The 14,859-nt window shown below is 58.2% G+C and carries 13 protein-coding genes and 1 pseudogene; 7 read left to right on the top strand and 7 right to left on the bottom strand.

From position 1 onward, the window contains the following. Nucleotides 1–32 precede the first annotated feature (32 nt). Nucleotides 33–1,046 (top strand): hypothetical protein, encoded by a 1,014-nt coding sequence (locus tag AC2FLZ_RS15175; protein WP_480517691.1) that lies wholly within the window; start codon nt 33–35, stop codon nt 1,044–1,046. Between the two features lie 6 nt (nt 1,047–1,052). Here the strand turns inward: AC2FLZ_RS15175 and upp are convergent, their stop codons facing one another. The 6 genes from upp to AC2FLZ_RS15205 form a co-directional block, all read right to left on the bottom strand. Next, nucleotides 1,053–1,685 (bottom strand): uracil phosphoribosyltransferase, encoded by a 633-nt coding sequence (gene upp, locus AC2FLZ_RS15180; protein ID WP_480473547.1) that lies wholly within the window; start codon nt 1,683–1,685, stop codon nt 1,053–1,055. Continuing rightward, complete coding sequence (locus tag AC2FLZ_RS15185) at nt 1,682–2,668, bottom strand: adenosine deaminase (RefSeq protein ID WP_496715684.1); 987 nt, start codon at nt 2,666–2,668, stop codon at nt 1,682–1,684. Before AC2FLZ_RS15185 ends, upp begins: the two co-directional genes overlap by 4 nt. After that, nucleotides 2,665–3,876 (bottom strand): phosphopentomutase, encoded by a 1,212-nt coding sequence (locus AC2FLZ_RS15190; protein WP_496882370.1) that lies wholly within the window; start codon nt 3,874–3,876, stop codon nt 2,665–2,667. Before AC2FLZ_RS15190 ends, AC2FLZ_RS15185 begins: the two co-directional genes overlap by 4 nt. Further along, the gene (locus AC2FLZ_RS15195) at nt 3,873–5,180 is read right to left on the bottom strand and encodes a thymidine phosphorylase (protein ID WP_480603050.1); all 1,308 of its coding nucleotides are present in this window, start codon (nt 5,178–5,180) and stop codon (nt 3,873–3,875) included. Before AC2FLZ_RS15195 ends, AC2FLZ_RS15190 begins: the two co-directional genes overlap by 4 nt. 4 nt (nt 5,181–5,184) lie before the next feature. Further along, on the bottom strand, nt 5,185–5,577 hold the full coding sequence (locus AC2FLZ_RS15200; protein ID WP_267365809.1) for a cytidine deaminase: 393 nt from the start codon (nt 5,575–5,577) through the stop codon (nt 5,185–5,187). 93 nt (nt 5,578–5,670) lie between these two features. Then, nucleotides 5,671–6,774, bottom strand: coding sequence for a cupin domain-containing protein (locus tag AC2FLZ_RS15205; protein WP_496882371.1), 1,104 nt, complete (start codon nt 6,772–6,774; stop codon nt 5,671–5,673). 53 nt (nt 6,775–6,827) lie between these two features. Here AC2FLZ_RS15205 and AC2FLZ_RS15210 point away from each other — a divergent pair, with 53 nt between their 5' ends. The 5 genes from AC2FLZ_RS15210 (at nt 6,828) to AC2FLZ_RS15230 (ending at nt 13,547) form a co-directional block, all read left to right on the top strand. Beyond that, a complete protein-coding gene (locus AC2FLZ_RS15210; protein WP_480473551.1) occupies nt 6,828–6,986 on the top strand; it encodes a hypothetical protein in 159 nt (52 codons plus the stop codon). A 215-nt stretch (nt 6,987–7,201) separates the two neighbouring features. Then, nucleotides 7,202–9,475, top strand: coding sequence for an NADP-dependent malic enzyme (locus AC2FLZ_RS15215; protein ID WP_480504506.1), 2,274 nt, complete (start codon nt 7,202–7,204; stop codon nt 9,473–9,475). 45 nt (nt 9,476–9,520) lie between these two features. Beyond that, the gene (locus tag AC2FLZ_RS15220) at nt 9,521–9,910 is read left to right on the top strand and encodes a GFA family protein (RefSeq protein ID WP_496882372.1); all 390 of its coding nucleotides are present in this window, start codon (nt 9,521–9,523) and stop codon (nt 9,908–9,910) included. A 231-nt stretch (nt 9,911–10,141) separates the two neighbouring features. Continuing rightward, nucleotides 10,142–12,031: a propionate-CoA ligase PrpE gene (prpE, locus tag AC2FLZ_RS15225; protein WP_496882373.1), complete on the top strand. Its 1,890-nt coding sequence runs from the start codon at nt 10,142–10,144 to the stop codon at nt 12,029–12,031. A gap of 88 nt (nt 12,032–12,119) precedes the next feature. Then, nucleotides 12,120–13,547, top strand: a complete 1,428-nt coding sequence (locus AC2FLZ_RS15230; RefSeq protein WP_496882374.1) for an amidase family protein — start codon at nt 12,120–12,122, stop codon at nt 13,545–13,547. A gap of 249 nt (nt 13,548–13,796) precedes the next feature. Here AC2FLZ_RS15230 and AC2FLZ_RS15235 read toward each other — a convergent pair whose 3' ends face one another. After that, on the bottom strand, nt 13,797–14,603 hold the full coding sequence (locus AC2FLZ_RS15235) for an NAD kinase (RefSeq protein ID WP_480553876.1): 807 nt from the start codon (nt 14,601–14,603) through the stop codon (nt 13,797–13,799). A gap of 122 nt (nt 14,604–14,725) precedes the next feature. On the opposite strand from AC2FLZ_RS15235, the pseudogene glyA reads away from it, so the two are divergent. Continuing rightward, nucleotides 14,726–14,859: pseudogene (gene glyA, locus AC2FLZ_RS15240) on the top strand (serine hydroxymethyltransferase); the annotation flags it as partial.

Below are 14,859 nucleotides of genomic sequence, written 5' to 3' on the forward strand. Positions count from 1 at the left end.
GCGGCAAAACAAATTCGAGCAGACCCACCCAGATGACGGCCCTGAAACAGTACCAGCGGATCGAAGCCACCGGTCTGTGGCGCCCCTCGCCCGATGAACAGCGGCGCGAGGTTGTGGTGTCTATCGGCGAAGCCACCCTGACCATTTCCGATTTCAATGACAGGGCACTGACCCACTGGTCGCTGGCAGCACTTGAACGCCAGAACCCCGGTTCCTTTCCGGCCATATTCAACCCGGACGGTGATCCGGATGAAACGCTTGAGCTGGCCGAATCCGAAACCACGATGCTTGAAGCGATCGACCGATTGCAGCGCGCTATAGATCGGTCCCGCCCCCACCCGGGGCGTTTGCGCTGGCTGAGTGTCGGAGGCGTCGTGGCCGCTGTGCTGGCGCTGTTGCTGTTCTGGCTGCCCGGTGCGCTGCAAAACCATGTTGTCTCGGTCGTGCCCCAAGTTAAACGGCAAGAAATCGGCGATATGATCTTGCATCGGATCGAGCGCGTCTCGGGCCGGGCCTGTACGTCGCGGGATGCTCGGGATTCACTGGAACAATTGGCCCGGCGCACCGGCGTACGGCAGATCATCATTCTGCCCGCAGGCGTTCAGGACAGCCTCAGCCTGCCTGGCGGCACAGTCCTGCTAAGCCGTGCTTTGGTAGAGGATTACGAAGACCCTGCGGTCGCAGCGGGCTATGTGATTGCTGAACGGGCGCGGACCGCGCACAAAGACCCGCTGGATGACTTGCTGGACAGAACCGGCGCAACCTCTGCCTTTAGACTGCTGACAACCGGCGGACTGACGTCCGAGATTATCGACAAATATACCGAGCAGGTCCTGTCACAGCCCCGCCCGGCCATTTCTGATGACGATTTGCTGGCGATGTTCTCGCAAAGCGCGCTTCCCTCAACCCCCTACGCCTATGCCCGTGATGTGACCGGCGAAACCGTTCTTGGCCTGATCGAAGCGGATCCAATGGCGGGAAGGGCGCTGGAACAGGTGCTGCCGGACCGCGACTGGGTCCGGCTACAGAATATTTGCGGCGAATAAACCGGGTTACTTGGTTCCGAACATCCGGTCACCGGCATCCCCCAGACCGGGCATGATGTAGCCTTTCGAGTTCAACTCGCGGTCCAGCGCTGCTGTGACGATACGCACGTCAGGGTGCGCTTCTTTCATCCGCGCGACACCTTCGGGTGCCGCCAACAGGCACAGAAAGCGAATATCCGTCGCCCCGGCCTCTTTCAGTAGGTCAATGGCCGCGGCCGAGCTGTTGCCGGTGGCCAGCATTGGATCCACCGCAATGACCAAACGGTCCTTCAGGCTTTCGGGGGCCTTGAAATAATACTGTACGGGTTTCAGCGTTTCTTCGTCGCGATACAGCCCCACGAAACCGACGCGTGCTGAAGGCACAAGTTCAAGCACCCCATCCAGCATCCCGTTTCCGGCGCGCAGGATTGACACCAGCGCCATTTTCTTACCTGCCAGAATGGGGGCGTCCATCTCTTCCATCGGCGTTTCGATATTGCGCGTGGTCAAGGGAATGTCGCGCGTGACCTCGTAGGCCAGCAGCAATGTGATTTCGCGCAACAACTGCCGGAACCCGGCGGTCGAGGTGCCCTTGTCCCGCATGAGCGTCAGCTTGTGTTGCACCAGCGGGTGATCGACGACGGTCAGATGTTCGCTCATGTGTTCTCCAGTCTTTTCTTGACCCGCGCGCGGGTGTCTTCATCGCAGAAGGCCGCATTCAGGGCCATCTCATTCAATGCCGCAAAATCCCCGGCCTCCCAACCGAAAGCCGCGTTCAACATCTCATATTCCCGCCGCATGGTCGTGTGAAAAAACGGAGGATCGTCGGTGGAAACCGTAACCTTTACGCCCGCATCGCGCAGTTTCGCGATGGGGTGGGCAGCAAAATCTGGGAAAAGGCCCAGAACCACATTCGAACCCGGACACACTTCAAGCGTGATATCCCGGTCAACCAGTTCACGTACAAGATCAAGGTCTTCGATGGCGCGGACGCCGTGCCCGATACGCTCAACCCCCAGATCGCGCACAGCGTCGCGCACACTGTCAGGACCGCCAAACTCACCCGCATGCGTGGTCAGGCGCAGCCCGGCTTCGCGGGCACAATCGAAAGACCATTTGAAATCGCCCTGCGTGCCAATGGATTCGTTGCCGCCCATGCCGAAACCGGTGATCCAGTATCCGGCGGTCTCGGCCGCACAATGGGCACTTCGCCTGGCTTGTTCGGCGCCAAAATGGCGGACACAGGTAACGACACCGCGCAAGGTGATACCAAATTTACGCTCGGCCTCGTCTGCCGCATCCTGAATGGCGTTCAGATAATCCCGCCACGCATGCAGGTCGCCACCGCCGCAAAAATCAGGGCTGAGGAAGGTCTCGGAATAAACCACGCCATTTTCAGCGCTTTCCTCAAGAATGGCCAATGTCAGCCGCCGGAAGTCTTCGGGCGTTTTCAGAACTTCGCAAGCGGCTTCGTACACGCTCAGGAAATGCGCGAAATCACGAAAATCATAAGATCCGTCCGGTTTGAAGATACCGCTCAGATCCACACGTTTTTCATGCGCAAGCTGACGGATGAAGGCCGGAGGTGCCGCGCCTTCGTGGTGAAGATGCAGTTCGATTTTGGGCAGGTCTGCGACGCTCATAAAAAGTTCCTTCCCGGCCCTTGCGCCGGAATGTTCAGATGATGGGCAATGCTGGCCGCGATATCGGCAAAATCCACTTGCCCGATCTGTCCAGCACCCTGCCCCGCAATCAGAACCGGAACCTGTTCACGGGTGTGATCTGTTCCGGTCCAGCTTGGGTCATTGCCATGATCGGCAGTCAACAGCAACAGGTCTCCCGGGTGAAGCTTCTTAAGGACTTCTCCGATCTCGCGGTCGAACCATTCCAACGCACGCGCATATCCGCTGATGTCCCGGCGATGTCCGTACAGGCTGTCGAACTCGACAAAGTTGGCGAAGGTCAGACTGCCCTCTTCCGCCTCGTCTACAAGGTCAGACAGGTGCTGCATTAGCTGGGCATCCGACCCTTTGCGCAGCGTGTTGATCCCCTGCATCGAAAAGATGTCGCCGATCTTACCTACAGCATGAACCCGCCGCCCTGCATCCTGCACCCAATTGGTCAGCACCGGTGCCGGGGGCAGAATGGCGAAATCCTTGCGATTGGTCGTCCGATCAAACCCCGTCTCAGGCGTTCCGACAAAGGGGCGCGCAATGACACGCCCGACTTTCATCTGATGCAAACGCGGAGCAAGCGCGCGGCACATGTCCAGCAACCGTTCCAGCCCAAAGCTTTCCTCATGAGCCGCGATCTGAAATACACTGTCAGCGGATGTGTAGCAGATCGGCCAGCCGGTGCGCATATGCTCGGCGCCCAGCTCGGCAATGATCGCTGTTCCGGACGCGTGGCAGTCGCCAAGAATGCCTTCGGTCCCGGCAGCTTCGGCTGCCGCGCGGCTCAGTTCCGTTGGAAAAGCCGGAACCGTGTTTGGAAAGTAATGCCAATCCCAGGGCACCGGCAGGCCAGCCAGTTCCCAGTGGCCTGAGGGCGTGTCCTTACCGGGCGAATGCTCACGCGCGCAGCCCCATAGTCCAGCGGGTTCGGCATCGAGGCCCGGAGTGGCCTCTCCAGACGCCAGCCGCACAGCCGCGCCCAAACCCAGCGCGTCTAGGTTGGGCAGGTGCAATGGGCCGGTGCGCCCCTCTTCTGCACGGCCTTCCGCGCAGGCTTGGGCGATATGGGCCAGCGTGTTTGCCCCGGTATCCGGGACATCACCGTTGAAAAACTGATCTGCGTCGGGTGCCCCGCCTATTCCGACGGAATCCATAACCACAAGGAATGCACGGCTCATACGCTGATCCTTTCGTGGATCAGATCGGGACGCTTGGGAGCTGTATCGCTGATCGTCATCGCGCTTAGCACAGTTTCCGCCGCGCGCCGTGCGGCGTCTTCCCGCGCAGCGTGGACCACGGCAATCGGTGAACCTTTGGACACACGATCCCCCAGCCTGAGGATGTTGGATATTCCTACTGCCGGATCGATCTCATCGCTTTCGACCTGACGGCCGCCACCCAGCGCGACGACCGCAAGGCCCAGAGCCTCTCCGTTGATGGAGGAGATGTAACCGTCTTCGGAGGCAGGAACCTCCTGAATAACGCTCGCCTCAGGCAGGAAACGGGTCCAGGTATCGACAAATTTCACAGGACCACCAACCGCAGCCAACATGCGACCAAACCGTTCGGCGGCGCGACCGTCACGGATAATCTCGGCGATCTGCTCGCGCCCCTCCTCGACCGATTTGCACATGCCTGCATCGGCCAACAGGACGCCGCCCAACTCGGCAGAAATATCCACCAGAGGCGAAGCATCCGGACCGGTCAGAACCTTCATCACTTCCGCGACCTCCAGTGCATTGCCCAGCGCCGATGCCAAAGGCTGGTTCATGTCGGTGATCACCGCCGAAGTCCGGCACCCGGCCGCGTTTGCGGTCTCGGTCAATGCTGTGGCCAGCTTACGGGCATCCTCAATTGTTTTCATAAAGGCACCGCTGCCGACCTTGACGTCAAGAACCAACGCATCCGGGCTGGCCGCCAGCTTTTTGGACAGGATCGATGCTGTGATCAGATCCAGACTTTCAACCGTCGCCGTCACGTCCCGAACCGCATAAAGCCGCTTGTCCGCCGGTGCAATCTGGCCCGTCGCGCCGACGATAGCCGCGCCCGTTTCGCGCAATATCTGCGCAAGTCGGTCCTGACTGATCTGAGTGCTGACACCCGGAATCGCCTCGAGCTTGTCAAGCGTTCCACCCGTGTGCCCCAAACCCCGGCCCGAGATCATCGGAACAAACGCACCGCATTCCGCCAGCGCCGGAGCAAGCACAAGGCTGACACAGTCCCCGACCCCACCGGTCGAGTGCTTGTCGATCACCGGCCCGTCCACATCCCAACTGACAACATCGCCGCTATCGCGCATCGCAATCGTCAAGTCCGCACGCCCCTGAGGGCCCAGCCCGCCCATACAGACGGCCATGGCAAACGCCCCGGCCTGCGCATCGCTGACGCTGCCGTCTGCCAACCCTTGCGCGAACCAGATCAGCTCGTCGCGGCCTGGAACTTCGTGCCTGCGCAGTTTGGCTATGATTGAACGGGCGTCCATGCGTTCAGACATCTTCCATGTGCGACGCGTCAAACGCACCCGGCAGCAAATCTCCGATGGTTGTCTCAAACTCCGCACCATCGACGGTTGCCAGAGTGACCTTTACATCGCGCTTGCCAAACTCGGCCAGCTTCTGACGGCATCCACCGCAAGGCGGCACAGGCTGAGGGCTGGAGGCAACCACGTAGACTTCGGTCAGTTCCTGCTCACCCGCGGCCACCATTGCGGCAATTGCACCTGCTTCCGCGCAGGTGCCCTCGGGATAGGCCACATTTTCGACGTTGCACCCGGAAAAGACATGACCCGAAGAAGACCGGAGCGCTGCGCCAACTTTGAAGTTCGAATATGGCGCGTAGGCGTTTTCCCGGACAGACAAGGCGGCGTCTTTCAGCGACATGGCGATTCCCCATTTTTTTGATCATCTGGTCAGAAATTTGCACGCTAACGTATTAAAGCGGGGAATTTGAAGCCCCCGACCCGTGTTTTTCGCTTAACCCAGCGTTGTGTTGAAGGTACCGGGTAAGGTGACTTCCAACAATTCGATATTGTCTGTTGGGTCGGACAGCCGTGTGCGCATCCCAGGTGGGATGACGAACGCATCCCCTTGCTCCAGCCGGTAGGGATCGCGCCCCTCTCCTTCCAGGGTGACCTCTCCGTCCATCACAAAGGTAAAGTGAATGTCGGTGTCATGGATGGCCCATTCCGGATCACCCGATCCTTTGCGCACAACCTGCACCCCAGCGACGCCCTTGGTGTTCTCGGCAATCGTGGTGTCGCGGCAGATGCAACCCGGAAGACGGAAGGGCATCCACTCGGCACCCTTGGCCTGATTATAGACAAAACGTTGCCCCTGCCATTCGCGGTCCGGGCGGATGTGCGGAGTGGGAAGTATCATGTCATGGTCGATTTCCGTGACATGCTCAGCCGGTACTCCAATCTCGATGACCTGAACATTATCAGAGGCTTCGAGAACACGGTGCCGGATTTCCGGTGGTTGAATAAAGCAGTCCCCCGCTGTCAGGCGCATTTTCTCGCCCTGATCCTCATAGACCACATCCACCCAGCCATGGATGCAAAAGATCAGCTGAAACCCGACCTTGTGAAAATGCACCATGTCCGGGACCGGTCCGCCATCGGGAATGCGGATATGACTGGCGATGATCGACCCGCCCAGCCGATCCGGCACCAGATCGCGATAGTGCATCCCGGCCCGACCGATGATCCAAGGGGCCTGATCCTTGAGCCTGCGCACGACAAAGGAATGCACGGTCTCTGGCATCACCAGTGGCGGATTTCGTTCTTCAATTTCGATCCGGGTGCCATTTGGCGCCACCAGAACGCGTTCACCACCCGCGAAATCAGACGGATTATCCGTCAGAATACGCAAGGTTCCAGGGCTTTCCGGTGCGTCTTTTTCAATGCGCAACCGCACGCCATGCCCCGAAAACACCGCGACGCGCGGATCGTCAGCGGGATAGATCATGTCCATCTTCATCCCCAGTTTTTTCGTGTAAAAGGGGATGTCGTCGCGAATTTCCCGCGTGGGCAGGCGAATCTCAGCGTGCGTTTTCGCCAGATCGGATGTCTTGGTCATCAGTATTCTCTTCGAATTGCAACTTTGGCCATCCGATCAGAACAGACGCCAAAATGCCAACCGAAAAAAACATCCCCGGCATTTCTTCCGCAGCGAAGAACCGCATTTCAATGATCACGGGTAAAATTCCGCCGTTCAGCGCGGTGAACTCGACCAAAATCTGGGCGACAACAACTGCCCAGCATCGCTGCAACCAACATCCAACCTACTGATCCCTCATTGGTTACCAGCCATGTCATCAGGCCTGAATGTCACGACGGCCTTGCCAGAGTGATCTTGGACGTCGCAATGTGAAAAGGTGAAAATGAACTCAGACAATATCAATCCGGATTCTGGTTGCGACATCACGGCAGAGTTACGTAGCGTAGCCAAGTTCAAATAAATAGTTTAAGGCTAAATCAAATTCTCAATGGGAGCTGAATCGCCGATGTCTGACACCCCCAGCCTGCGACAAGCTGCGCTCGAATATCATGAATTCCCCAAACCCGGAAAGCTTGAGATCAAGGCCACCAAACCGATGGCCAACGGTCGCGATCTGGCCCGCGCCTATTCGCCCGGCGTGGCGGAGGCCAGCCTTGAAATCAAGGCCGATGCAGCCAATGCCGAGCGGTACACCGCGCGCGGTAACCTTGTTGCTGTGGTGTCAAACGGCACCGCCGTGCTCGGCCTGGGGAATATCGGGGCACTCGCCTCGAAGCCGGTCATGGAAGGCAAGGCTGTTCTGTTCAAAAAGTTCGCGGGCATCGACTGTTTTGATATCGAGGTAGATCAGCCCGATCCCGAAAAGCTGGCGGATATCGTCTGTGCCCTTGAACCGACATTTGGCGCCATTAACCTTGAAGACATCAAGGCCCCCGATTGCTTTATCGTGGAAAAGCTCTGCCGTGAACGTATGAACATCCCGGTTTTCCATGATGACCAGCACGGAACTGCCATTGTGGTCGGGGCTGCGGCCAAGAATGCGCTACATGTGGCCGGAAAGTCTTTTGAGGACATCAAGGTCGTGTCAACCGGTGGCGGGGCCGCCGGGATCGCGTGCCTGACCATGCTCGTCAAGCTGGGCGTGAAGCGCGAAAACATATGGCTGTGCGACATTCACGGGCTTGTCTACGAAGGACGGGCCGAGGACATGAACCCGCACAAGTCACAGTTCGAGCAGAAGTCGGACTTGAGGACGCTGGACGATGTGATCGGTGGGGCCGACCTGTTTTTAGGTCTCAGCGGACCAAATGTTCTGAAGCCTGATATGGTCCGGAAAATGGCCAGCCGCCCGATTATCTTCGCCCTGGCCAACCCGACGCCGGAAATCCTGCCAGAGGATGCCCGCGCGGTTGCACCAGACGCAATCATCGCCACGGGTCGCAGCGACTTTCCCAATCAGGTCAACAACGTGTTGTGTTTTCCGTTTATCTTCAGGGGTGCATTGGACGTCGGAGCGACCGAGATCAACGACGCGATGCAGATTGCCTGCGTGGATGGCATCGCTGAGATGGCGCGCGCAACCACAAGCGCCGAAGCCGCGGCTGCCTATAAGGGCGAGCAACTGACCTTTGGCCCGGATTACCTGATCCCGAAACCATTTGACCCGCGTCTTGTGGGCGTGGTGTCATCGGCGGTCGCCAAAGCCGCCATGGAAAGCGGTGTTGCAAAACGCCCTATCGACGACTTTGACGCCTATAAGGAAAAGCTCAACCAGACTGTCTTCAAGTCTGCCCTTCTGATGCGTCCTGTGTTCGAGGCTGCGGCCGTCGCATCCCGTCGCATCGTTTTTGCCGAAGGTGAAGATGAAAGGGTTCTGAGAGCCGCGCAGGCCATTCTCGAAGAGACGACGGAAACGCCAATTCTGATCGGGCGACCCGATGTGATCGAAACCCGGTGTGAAAAGCTGGGGCTGACCATTCGTCCGGGCAAGGACTGTCAGATCGTTAACCCGGAGAACGACCCGCGCTATTACGATTATTGGACTTCCTACCACCAGATCATGCAGCGCCGCGGTGTTACACCGGATCTGGCCAAAGCGATCATGCGCACCAATACAACGGCCATTGGCGCGATCATGGTGCATCGTGGCGAAGCGGACAGCATGATCTGCGGCACATTTGGTGAATATCGCTGGCATCTGAACTATGTTGAGCAGGTGCTTGACGAGGGCAACCTGCGCCCGCACGGCGCGTTGTCGCTGATGATTTTGGAAGACGGCCCCCTGTTCATCGCCGACACGCATGTCCGGCAATTGCCGTCGCCGGAAGAACTGGCAGAAACCACCATTGGTGCTGCGCGACATGTTCGCCGGTTCGGGATCGAGCCCAAGATCGCCTTCTGTTCGCAATCGCAATTTGGCAATCAGGCTGAAGGATCAGGCAAACGGCTGCGGGCGGCGCTGGAAATCCTTGATCGGCAGCCGCGCGATTTTGTCTACGAAGGCGAAATGAACGTAGATGCGGCTTTGGATGCAGACCTGCGGGCGCGCATCTTCCCGGCGTCGCGGTTGGAAGGGGCGGCCAACGTTCTGATATTCGCCCACGCAGATGCGGCCAGCGGCGTGCGCAATATTCTGAAGATGAAGGCGGACGGGATTGAAGTTGGCCCGATCCTGATGGGAATGGGCAACAAGGCCCATATTGTTACTCCATCCATCACCGCACGCGGTCTGCTGAACATGGCGGCGATTGCAGGAACACCCGTGGCGCATTACGGTTAACCTGGGGCGGCCTGGCTGGCGCCCCTGTCAACAGGGGGGAAGCGCATGAAAGGACATTGCCACTGCAACGCCGTGCATTGGGAAAGCGATGCCCAAGCCGCATGGAGCTGTTATTGCCACTGCTCAGATTGCAGGCGAAACTGCGCCGCGCCGGTCACGGCTTTTTTCGGACTGCCGCATGAAGCAGTCAGATGGCAGGGTCAGGCACCAAAGATCTATCGTTCATCTGAAGGGGTCGAACGTCTTTTTTGCGGCAACTGCGGAACCCAGATGGCCTATCGCACAGCGCGCGATAGCGTGAACATACATCTATACACCGCAACGCTGGACGAACCGGAAACCCTGCCACCACAGTTTCACGTGTTCCACGCCGATCACCTGCCCTGGCTGAACCTTCAGGACAAGCTGCCACGTTACGCCAAAACGGCTGGTTGAGATGATTCCCGGAGGAGCCCAAGATTTGCATGTAAAAGTTTGCAACTTTGCAAATCTTCGCACTGCGGCGATGAAAACTCTGCTACACCTGCGATTTTGCAAAAATTTGCAAGTCATATTCCGCTGATCTGCAAATTTTTTGCGATAAACTGACGCGCCGTCATGCGTCGCGCTTGCCCGGATGTTTTCTGCAACCTAACACAATGTCCAGGCCGTTGTGAGGAGGACGAGATGGCGTATCAGGACGTTTATGACAGCTGGAAGACTGAACCCGAAGCGTTCTGGATGAACGCCGCAAAAGGGATCGATTGGGTCAAGGCCCCCAGCAAGGCACTGTTCGACGACAATGCGCCCTTGTACGAATGGTTCAGCGACGCGCGGGTCAATACCTGTTGGAATGCCGTAGACCGTCATGTGGAAAACGGGCGCGGTGAACAAACCGCCATCATCTATGACAGCCCCATCACCCACACCAAGCGCGAGATATCCTATGTCGAGCTTCGCAACCGCGTGGCCACTCTGGCCGGCGCGCTTCGCGCAAAGGGTGTCGAGAAAGGTGACCGTGTCATTATCTACATGCCGATGATCCCCGAAGCGCTTGAGGCAATGCTGGCCTGCGCCCGCCTCGGCGCCGTGCATTCAGTTGTGTTCGGCGGGTTTGCCAGCAACGAACTGGCTGTGCGCATCGACGACGCCAAACCCAAAGCAATCATCGCCGCGTCCTGCGGGATGGAGCCGGGCCGCGTGGTTCATTATAAGCCCCTGCTTGACGGCGCGATCGACCTGGCTAACCACAAGCCTGATTTTTGTGTGATCTTCCAGCGGGAACAAGAAGTCGCTCAGTTGATTGAAGGGCGCGACTTCAACTGGCATGGCTTCCAATACGGTGTCGAACCGGCTGAATGCGTACCGGTCGATGGCAATGACCCGGCTTATATCCTGTACACCTCTGGCACTACGGGTGCACCCAAAGGGGTCGTGCGCATCACTGCCGGACACCTTGTGGCACTGAACTGGACGATGAAGAATATCTATAACGTCGATCCGGGTGACGTATTCTGGGCAGCCTCCGACGTGGGCTGGGTCGTGGGACACTCCTATATCTGCTACGCGCCCCTGATCCATGGAAACACCACAATTGTGTTCGAGGGCAAGCCAGTCGGCACCCCGGACGCGGGCACCTTCTGGCGCGTGATCTCGGAACATAAGGTCAAAAGCTTCTTCACCGCACCTACAGCCATCCGCGCCGTCAAACGAGAAGACCCAAAAGGCGAATTGATCGCCAAATACGATCTGTCTCATCTACAGGCCCTCTATCTGGCAGGCGAACGGGCTGACCCTGACACAATTATCTGGGCACAAAACGCGCTGAAGGTTCCGGTGATCGACCATTGGTGGCAAACCGAAACCGGCTGGGCCATTGCCGGAAACCCGCTGGGTATCGAAGAGCTTCCGGTCAAGCTGGGCTCGCCCGCAAAACCGATGCCGGGTTATGACGTGCAAATTCTGGATGAAGGCGGTCACCCGATGAAGGCCGGTGAACTGGGTGCCATCGCGGTTAAACTGCCCCTGCCCCCAGGCACCTTGCCAACACTGTGGAATGCCGAAGCACGGTTCAAGAAATCTTATCTTGAACACTTCCCCGGATATTACGAAACCGGCGATGCCGGGATGATTGACGAAGACGGGTACCTCTACATAATGGCGCGCACCGATGACGTCATCAACGTAGCGGGCCATCGCCTGTCGACGGGTGGGATGGAAGAAGTGTTGGCCGCCCACCCCGATGTGGCAGAATGCGCGGTAATCGGTGTTTCGGACCAACTGAAGGGGCAGATGCCGGTCGGCTTCCTGTGCCTGAATGCTGGTGCCACACGGGATCATGGCGATGTGGTTCAGGAAGTCGTCAAAATGGTTCGGGAAAAGATCGGGCCGGTGGCCGCCTTCAAACTGGCTGTTGTTGTCGACAGGTTACCCAAGACCCGTTCCGGTAAGATCCTGCGCGGCACGATGGTGTCGATTGCAGACAGTCAAGATTACAAAATGCCTGCAACAATTGACGATCCTGCCATCCTTGATGAGATCAAGGTGGCGTTGCAGACAATTGGTTACGCAAAGTAACCATCGGGCGGCATCGGTCGCCCATACCATGTCCGCCCTTGCAACCTGAATCTGGGCCCCTACTGTCGCTGTAAGACAGTGAGGGCCCATGACACATACCAATATCTGGCGTCTCAGCGCCACAGAGCTGACCACCCTGACCCGACGCGGCGATCTGAGTGCAACCGAGGCGGTTCAGGCCTCGATTGATCGCATGGACGCGGTGAACCCCGCGCTGAACGCAGTCGTCGAAGATTTGCGCACCGAGGCCCTGGAACGCGCGCGGTCGCTAGATGCTGCACGGGAGCGTGGTCAGCCGACCGGCCCGCTGCATGGAGTTCCGGTAACAATCAAGGTGAATGTCGATCAAAAAGGCCACGCGACCACCAACGGTGTCATTGCGCTGAAGGATGTGATTGCACCGGATGACGCGCCGGTGGTCAGCAACTTGCAAAAAGCGGGGGCCATTGTGATCGGGCGAACGAATACGCCCGAGTTTTCCTTCAGGGCCGACACCGACAACCCCCTGCATGGGCGCACGTTCAACCCGTGGGGACGGCACATTTCACCCGGGGGATCATCCGGTGGCGCTGCTGCCGCCGTGATGGCGGGTGTCGGTGCTCTGGCCCATGGCAACGATATTGGCGGCAGCCTGCGCTTTCCGGCTGCCGCCATCGGTGCCGTGACGGTCAAACCGGGGTTGGGACGCGTTCCCGCGTGGAACCCAAGTCAGAAGGCCGAACGCGGATTGCTGGCGCAGTCAATGTCGGTTCAGGGCCTGATCACCCGGTCGGCTGCGGATCTGCACCTGTCCATGCCCAGCCTGATCGCCACCGATGCGCGGGACCCATTCCACGTTCCAATGCCCTGGCACGGCGAGAGTTTTGACCAGCCGATCAAGGTGGCATTCACCAAGAACACCTTCGGCTATGCTCTGCACCCCGAGGTCGAAAAAGCCCTCGACACTGCGCGCGATGCGCTGGTCGATGCAGGGTACATCGTTGAAGAGGTCGATCCGCCCGATGTCTTTGAATGTGGCCGGATCGGGTATCGGACCTTGATGGGCGAAGTGCTGACCCTGATGAAATCTGACATTGAAGCCGCTGGTTCCAGAACCATCCGCGACATCTTTGACGTCTACTTTCAGGAGTTCCCGCCCATCGTTGAAACAGAATTGGTTCGGATGCTGGCCAAGCGCAGCCATTATGCACGCGAATGGTCCCTGTTTATGCAGGACTACCCGCTGGTTTTGTCCCCTTTCCTGCCACAGCCATTTTTCAAACCTGACCGGGACACCGAAGGCGCGGAAGGCGTGCATGATGTTTTGGGATGCGCTGTCTATTCCTATGCGATGAACTTTCTAGGACTGCCAGCAGCTTGCGTTCCATCGCGGCTGGCCAATCTTCCCAAAGGGCCTCAACCTATCAACGTACAGATCGCGGCACAGCGCTGGCGCGAGGATCTGGCCGTGGATGCCGCCGCCGCGATAGAAGCCCGCGTGGGACAGATGTGTTTGCCGCTTTGGGATCATATGTAGCAAAAATAGACCCCGGGTCATTGTGCCCGGGGTCCAGCTGCTAAAATAAGCCCGGATTTCTGATGACGAGCGTAGCACCACCCACCCTCGCCAGCGCAAAATCTGCGCAACCATTCGAAAACACCGTTCAGGTGGCCACTCACTCCCACCTTGGCGCGTTCTCCGGGCAAGTTCACATTAGCCAATCGTTAAGGGAATTCCTGTGAACTGCTTCACACAGGCGTGAGAAAAATTTGGGGAATCCTAATTTTATGTGAATTGTTCGGATATTAGGCGTTCTTCCAACCCATGGCCGGGATCGAAAAGGATACGGTGCGCAATGGCTGGTTCCGACCTGATCTCGACCCAGTCTATATCCGGGAAAGAAACGGAATCGGCGGCCGCGATGACCGGGCGCTTGTCAGCTTCGACCACATCGAACCTGACTTTCGCCATTTTCGGCAATAAGGCACCGCGCCACCGCCGTGGGCGAAACGCCGCGATGGGTGTCAGGGCCAGAACGTCAGCGCCAATCGGAACAATCGGCCCATGCGCGGAATAGTTGTAGGCGGTCGATCCCGCAGGCGTGGCAAGCAACGCCCCGTCACAGACCAGTTCGGCCATGCGCACCCGGCCGTCTACGCTGATCTTGAGCCTTGCTGCCTGAGGACCGGCACGCAGCAATGACACTTCGTTGATCGCCAGCGCCTCGTGCAGTTTTCCAGATTGATCCATCGCCTGCATGGCCAACGGGTTGATAACCTCTTCCTCGGCATCCTCCAGCCGCGCCATCAGGTCGTCTTCGTGATACTCATTCATCAGAAAGCCGATCGTGCCGCGATTCATCCCGTAGACCGGAGTATCAAGATGCTGCATGTTGTGCAGGGTGTGCAACATGAAGCCGTCCCCACCTAATGCAACCACAATATCTGCGTCCCGAGGTGCCACGTTACCATGTTTGGCCACCAGGATGTCGCGCGCCGTTTGCGCCACTTTGACCTCACTGGCGAGAAAGGCGATTCTCTTTTTCATGTTTTGTGGTTTCCGGTGTTGCACATTTGGTTCCGAAACAAACATACCTTTCCCCAATAGGCCAGTCTTGACGCCGCAGCAGGCCAAATCGTCGCTTTAAGCCTTTTGCGAAAGTGGCGTTTCCGATAGGAAATCCGCAAGATTTTACCCAGCCATGTGGAGCGCCAATGAACGCCAATCTTCGTGACACCGGATTTTTCACCCAGTCCTTGTCGGACCGCGATCCTGAGCTTTTTGGCTCGATCCGGTCTGAGCTGGGTCGTCAGCGCGACGAGATCGAGCTGATTGCGTCCGAGAACAT

This window comes from Ruegeria sp. YKSF131 (genome assembly GCF_059612645.1).

Bases quoted from the DNA above. Each gene is read 5' to 3' on its own strand.
- AC2FLZ_RS15175 (WP_480517691.1), top strand. From the start codon at position 33: ATGACGGCCCTGAAACAGTACCAGCGGATCGAAGCCACCGGTCTGTGG.
- upp (WP_480473547.1), bottom strand. From the start codon at position 1,685: ATGAGCGAACATCTGACCGTCGTCGATCACCCGCTGGTGCAACACAAG.
- AC2FLZ_RS15185 (WP_496715684.1), bottom strand. From the start codon at position 2,668: ATGAGCGTCGCAGACCTGCCCAAAATCGAACTGCATCTTCACCACGAA.
- AC2FLZ_RS15190 (WP_496882370.1), bottom strand. From the start codon at position 3,876: ATGAGCCGTGCATTCCTTGTGGTTATGGATTCCGTCGGAATAGGCGGG.
- AC2FLZ_RS15195 (WP_480603050.1), bottom strand. From the start codon at position 5,180: ATGGACGCCCGTTCAATCATAGCCAAACTGCGCAGGCACGAAGTTCCA.
- AC2FLZ_RS15200 (WP_267365809.1), bottom strand. From the start codon at position 5,577: ATGTCGCTGAAAGACGCCGCCTTGTCTGTCCGGGAAAACGCCTACGCG.
- AC2FLZ_RS15205 (WP_496882371.1), bottom strand. From the start codon at position 6,774: ATGACCAAGACATCCGATCTGGCGAAAACGCACGCTGAGATTCGCCTG.
- AC2FLZ_RS15210 (WP_480473551.1), top strand. From the start codon at position 6,828: ATGCCAACCGAAAAAAACATCCCCGGCATTTCTTCCGCAGCGAAGAAC.
- AC2FLZ_RS15215 (WP_480504506.1), top strand. From the start codon at position 7,202: ATGTCTGACACCCCCAGCCTGCGACAAGCTGCGCTCGAATATCATGAA.
- AC2FLZ_RS15220 (WP_496882372.1), top strand. From the start codon at position 9,521: ATGAAAGGACATTGCCACTGCAACGCCGTGCATTGGGAAAGCGATGCC.
- prpE (WP_496882373.1), top strand. From the start codon at position 10,142: ATGGCGTATCAGGACGTTTATGACAGCTGGAAGACTGAACCCGAAGCG.
- AC2FLZ_RS15230 (WP_496882374.1), top strand. From the start codon at position 12,120: ATGACACATACCAATATCTGGCGTCTCAGCGCCACAGAGCTGACCACC.
- AC2FLZ_RS15235 (WP_480553876.1), bottom strand. From the start codon at position 14,603: ATGTTTGTTTCGGAACCAAATGTGCAACACCGGAAACCACAAAACATG.